Source organism: Sporosarcina sp. USHLN248, assembly GCF_037144575.1.
Classification (GTDB): Bacteria; Bacillota; Bacilli; order Bacillales_A; family Planococcaceae; genus Sporosarcina; species Sporosarcina contaminans.
The window spans coordinates 1-5059 of sequence record NZ_JBBCZC010000080.1; the positions used below are offsets into that span (position 1 = coordinate 1).

The window sequence follows — 5059 nt, forward strand, 5'->3', positions numbered from 1 at the left end:
GCGTGCGCCTGGAACGGAAAGCGACGGTTGTCAGGGGTTCCCCATTTATTCTCCAACCAGAAAGGGACTATCACAGAAAATCAGTTTTCACTGACTTTCTGGACAGCCCCCTTTTTCTTTATCCTTTCATTACATGAGCGCCTTTTTCAGAAGGCTTCAAAGCAATACTTTCATAGTATGGGAACTGTTTCTTCAGCAATGCTGCCACTTCCTGCTCCCTGTTTGCTTCCACTGCAACGAATAATGATGGCCCAGCACCACTAATAGTCATTCCATAAGTACCGATGGAATGGCAATATGCTCGGATTTCATCGAATTGGGGCATCATTTTTTTCCGATAAGGCTCATGGAATAGATCCTTCTCGAACATCTTTCCTGCAAGCTTCCAGTCGCCAAGTGCAATAGCTGTTGTTAGCATGCTGCTTGCAGAACTTCCTGACGCTGCTGCTTGGTGGTCCAATTGTTTAGGCAAAAGCTCTCTTGACTCTTCTGTTTTCAATGCGTTCGGAGGCACTAATATGACAACCCCTATTTGGGGAGTCGGCAATTGGATAACCTCAAATTCCTTTTCGTTAAAATACGTTACGACTACGCCACCTAAAAGGGCGGCTGTTACATTATCAGCATGGCCTTCCAAATGGCTTCCTACACTTGCCTTTTCTCTAGCACTCAAACCTAAATGAAGAAGGTGATCTGCAATTTCAATTCCAGCCGCAATCGCTGTCGCACTGCTTCCGAGTCCTTTTCCAAGCGGGATATCGGATTTGATTTGCAATAAATGAGGAGAGAGTTCTTTTTCATAGTAGCTCGCCACTTTTTGAATTGTACGGACGATCAAATTGCTTTCATCTGATGGCAACCCTGCATACTCTTCTCCATCATAGCGAACTTCCCAAGATTGGCTCTTGGACACCTTCACATTCATATACAAAGACAGTGACATTCCCACACTGTCATATCCTGGACCTAAATTTGCCGTCGTGGCCGGCACGACAACAGTGAAAAGCGGTAGCTCCATTAGTTCGCCCCCGTTTTCAACTCATTCAAAAATGCGTCAAACTGCTCGCGTGATAAGAACGGTTTTCCTTCATTTACTTGGATGGCTGTTTCTGGATCTTTCAATCCGTTTCCTGTTAAAACGCCTACAATTGTAGAGCCTTTTTCAATCAACCCAGCATCCAGACGCTTTTTAATGCCAGCGATTGTTGCACAGGAAGCTGGTTCTGCAAATACACCATCAGTTGATGCCAAGAGCTGGTAAGCTTCTATAATTTCTTCGTCAGTCGCAGAAAGAATAGCGCCTTCTGACTCTTCAAGCGCTTTTGTAGCTAAATGCCAGCTTGCCGGGTTGCCGATCCGGATAGCAGTCGCAACCGTTTCCGGCTCTTCGAACACCCGATCATAAACAATCGGTGCCGCACCATCAGCCTGGACACCCAATAACTTTGGTGTTCCTGCTCCTAATTTCTCATCGTATTCTTTAAAGCCTTTCCAAGCAGCAGAAATATTTCCTGCATTTCCTACAGGCAAAGCAAATAGATCAGGTACTTTCCCTAATTGCTCAATCGTCTCAAAGGCAATCGTTTTTTGACCTTCCAAACGGTATGGATTCACCGAGTTGACAAGTGCAATCTTTCCTTCTCCTACTTCTCGCACCATGCGCAGCGCTTCATCGAAATTTCCTTCGATCGCGACAATTTCCGCTCCATACATTTTCGCTTGAGCCAATTTCCCAAGTGCAATACGCCCTTCCGGAATGACGACAATTGTCCGCAATCCAGCACGCGCACCGTAAGCAGCAGCCGATGCAGATGTATTTCCTGTAGAAGCGCAAATAAGCGCCGTTTTCCCTTCTTCTTTTGCCTTTGCCACCGCCATTACCATACCGCGATCTTTGAATGATCCAGTCGGATTTGTTCCTTCTGTTTTTACATATAAGTTAACACCCCATTGATCCGATAGGTTTTTCAAATGAATGAGTGGGGTATTTCCTTCCTGCAAAGTAAGTGCTGGCGTTTCGTCTGTCACCGGCAGCCATTCTTTATATTCCTCAAGCAATCCATTCCATCTTCTCATGACAATTCCCCCTCAATTCGGTAATGACTTAGCACATCAATTACATCTTCTGTATTTTTTAATTCATCCATAATATCAAGATGTTGTTGTCTTGAAATTTCGTGGGTGATCATTATCAAATCTGCACCGCCGTCGTGCTTGTTCGGATGTTGAATGACAGTTGCAAGACTTGCGCCAAATTTGCTGTATACCGCAGATAGCCTTGTTAACACGCCTACTTTATCCTTTACTGAAATACGATGAAAATAGCGGCCAAACTTTTGGCTATCCTTCTTTACTTTGCATGTATGCTGAGGCGCATGTAGACGCTTGCCATTCACTCCTAACAATAAATTCCTGCATGCAGCCATAATATCGCTCGTCACAGATGTAGCTGTAGGTAATGATCCTGCACCTGGTCCATAAAACATCGTTTCACCGACTGCATCCCCGTATACATAGACAGCATTGAATTCATTGTTGACGGAAGAGAGCGGGTGTGAGTTCGGAAGAAACACAGGCTCAACGGCCACTTCGATGCCGTTATCATCCTTTTTCGCTGATCCCGCTAACTTCACCGTATAGCCAAATTGCTCGGCAAGCTCTAAATCCCCAGGTTTAATATCTTTCATCCCACGGACAAATACGTCTTCCATACGAACTTCGGTTGAAAAGGCTAATGAAGATAGAATGACCATCTTTCTTGCAGCATCAATGCCGTCCACATCTGCTGATGGATCTGCCTCTGCAAACCCTAATTCAGTTGCTTCCGCCAAAGCCTCTTCGTACGACTTATTTTCGTGCTTCATTTTCGTCAAAATGAAATTCGTTGTGCCATTGACGATACCCGTCAATGCACGGATTCTGTCCGAGGATAGTCCATCTTCCAATGTTCGTATTAAAGGGATTCCTCCGCCGACGCTTGCTTCATAGAAAAGATCGCTCTTGTTTTCATCCGCCAACTTTAATAGCTCAAGCCCTGATTCTGCCATAACATCCTTATTCGCCGTAACGACACCTTTTCCTGATAGCAATGAACGTTCGATTGCCTGTTTCGCCTCGCTCGTCCCTCCGATCACTTCCACAATCAAATCTATAGATGGATCGTCTATAATTTCATCCAAATCTGCAGTGAAAATGTCTCTCTGTAGCTCTGTATCACGTTCTTTTTCAGTATCTTTTACGAGAACTTTCTTAATTTTTACAGGAACGCCTAACTTATAACTCAGGTCATCTTGATGGTCGTGCAAGATTTTTGCAACGCCGCTGCCAACGACACCGAATCCTAATAGGCCGATATTAATTTCATTTTTCATTTGACGATTCTCCCTACTGTATGTACACTATGAAAAAACAATCGTTCTTCGTATAAAGACATTATAGAGAAATAAGCTTCCATTCTCAACCCTATTTATGATAAAGTTCAATATATCGTACAATTGCAATTTAAAACAAGATTGGATCTGATGAAAATGATAGTATGCAAATTCGGCGGCACTTCCGTTGCGTCTGCCGACCAAATTCGAAAAGTTGTTGATATTGTAACTTCTGACAGCAATCGTAGAATCGTTGTCGTTTCAGCCCCTGGAAAACGTTTCTCGAATGACATAAAGGTGACCGACCTACTCATTCGGTTAGGCGAGAAAGCACTGTCCAACGGAGATACAGAAAAGGAATTATGTGAAGTCGTAGACCGCTATCGCGGCATCGCAGAAGGACTTGGTCTTTCTGAGCAAATCGTACACATTATTGAAGAAGACTTGCGATACCGACTCTCACAAGATAAAGAGGACTCTTCTTTGTACATAGATACATTGAAAGCTGCCGGTGAGGATAATAATGCGAAACTAATCGCCAACTATCTTCAATTCATTGGTATTGATGCCAAATACATCAATCCAAAAGAAGCTGGACTTTTGGTTAATAACCGACCGGAGCGTGTTCGCGCATTACCTGAAGGAGATAAAAGACTATCCGCATTAAAAAATGAGCATGCCATCATCGTATTCCCAGGATTTTTTGGATTTACAGAGGACGGAACACTTCGTACATTCAATCGAGGAGGGTCTGACATTACTGGGTCCCTCATTGCAGCAGCTGTGGAAGCCGATTTGTATGAAAATTTCACAGACGTCGATTCGGTTTTTGCAGCCAATCCAACAGTTATTGAGAATCCTGTAGCGATCGACAGGATGACGTACCGTGAAATGCGTGAGTTAGCCTATGCGGGCTTTTCTGTTTTCCATGACGAGGCACTCATTCCTGCTTTCCGGAAATCAATCCCTGTCGCTATCAAAAATACAAATAACCCTAGTGCCCCTGGAACATTAATTGTGAAAGAACGGGACTATAACGAACAGCAAGTTATCGGAATTGCAGCTGACAGCGGGTTCACAACTATTTATGTCGATAAATTTTTAATGAACCTTGAAATTGGCTTTGGCCGCAGGCTTTTGCAAATTTTTGAGGAAGAAGAAATTCCGTTTGAGCATACGCCATCTGGTATCGATAATTTATCCGTCATTATTCGCAGCAAATTCCTGACGAAATCGAAAGAAGAACGGATTGTCGAAAGAATCCACAAAGAATTGGAACCGGATGCTGTCATCGTAGAAGACGATTACTCGATGATCGTCCTTGTTGGAGAAGGTATGCAATATACAACCGGATTAGCTGCACGTGCTGCCACTGCGATTGCCCGTACAGGTGCCAACATTGAAATGATCAATCAAGGCTCTTCTGAAGTCAGCCTTGTCTTCGGAGTGAAGAAAAAGGATGAAACGAAAATATTAAAAGAATTATATGCAGAATTCTTCGAAACAGCTAACATTCATTCTTAATTTACAATTCTATACCAAATAAAAAACACCATCGATTGTTAACAAACTTACAATGGAACTGACCTAAGAAAATGAGACAAATAAAAACACCTTTCGTTGAAAATAGGGTATTGAACCTTATGAAATCAATTCGGAGGTGTTTTTTTAATGGCGACTAGAGTTAG

General features: G+C 43.2%; 4 protein-coding genes. 1 reads left to right on the forward strand and 3 read right to left on the reverse strand.

From position 1 onward, the window contains the following. Positions 1 to 118: 118 nt before the first annotated feature. Genes thrB through WFH04_RS17845 form a run of 3 tightly spaced genes read right to left on the reverse strand, consistent with a single transcriptional unit; the run spans position 119 to position 3371 of the window. On the reverse strand, positions 119 to 1018 hold the full coding sequence (thrB, locus tag WFH04_RS17835; protein ID WP_336825635.1) for a homoserine kinase: 900 nt from the start codon (positions 1016 to 1018) through the stop codon (positions 119 to 121). Continuing rightward, on the reverse strand, positions 1018 to 2076 hold the full coding sequence (gene thrC / locus WFH04_RS17840; protein ID WP_336825638.1) for a threonine synthase: 1059 nt from the start codon (positions 2074 to 2076) through the stop codon (positions 1018 to 1020). Before thrC ends, thrB begins: the two co-directional genes overlap by 1 nt. Next, positions 2073 to 3371 (reverse strand): homoserine dehydrogenase, encoded by a 1299-nt coding sequence (locus tag WFH04_RS17845; protein ID WP_336825640.1) that lies wholly within the window; start codon positions 3369 to 3371, stop codon positions 2073 to 2075. The genes thrC and WFH04_RS17845 overlap by 4 nt, the downstream gene beginning before the upstream one ends. Positions 3372 to 3527: 156 nt before the next feature. Here WFH04_RS17845 and WFH04_RS17850 point away from each other — a divergent pair, with 156 nt between their 5' ends. Then, positions 3528 to 4895 (forward strand): aspartate kinase, encoded by a 1368-nt coding sequence (locus WFH04_RS17850; protein ID WP_336825642.1) that lies wholly within the window; start codon positions 3528 to 3530, stop codon positions 4893 to 4895. Positions 4896 to 5059: the final 164 nt, after the last annotated feature.

Excerpts from the sequence above, each read along its gene's own strand:
- thrB (WP_336825635.1), bottom strand. The coding sequence starts at position 1,018 with ATGGAGCTACCGCTTTTCACTGTTGTCGTGCCGGCCACGACGGCAAAT.
- thrC (WP_336825638.1), bottom strand. The coding sequence starts at position 2,076 with ATGAGAAGATGGAATGGATTGCTTGAGGAATATAAAGAATGGCTGCCG.
- WFH04_RS17845 (WP_336825640.1), bottom strand. The coding sequence starts at position 3,371 with ATGAAAAATGAAATTAATATCGGCCTATTAGGATTCGGTGTCGTTGGC.
- WFH04_RS17850 (WP_336825642.1), top strand. The coding sequence starts at position 3,528 with ATGATAGTATGCAAATTCGGCGGCACTTCCGTTGCGTCTGCCGACCAA.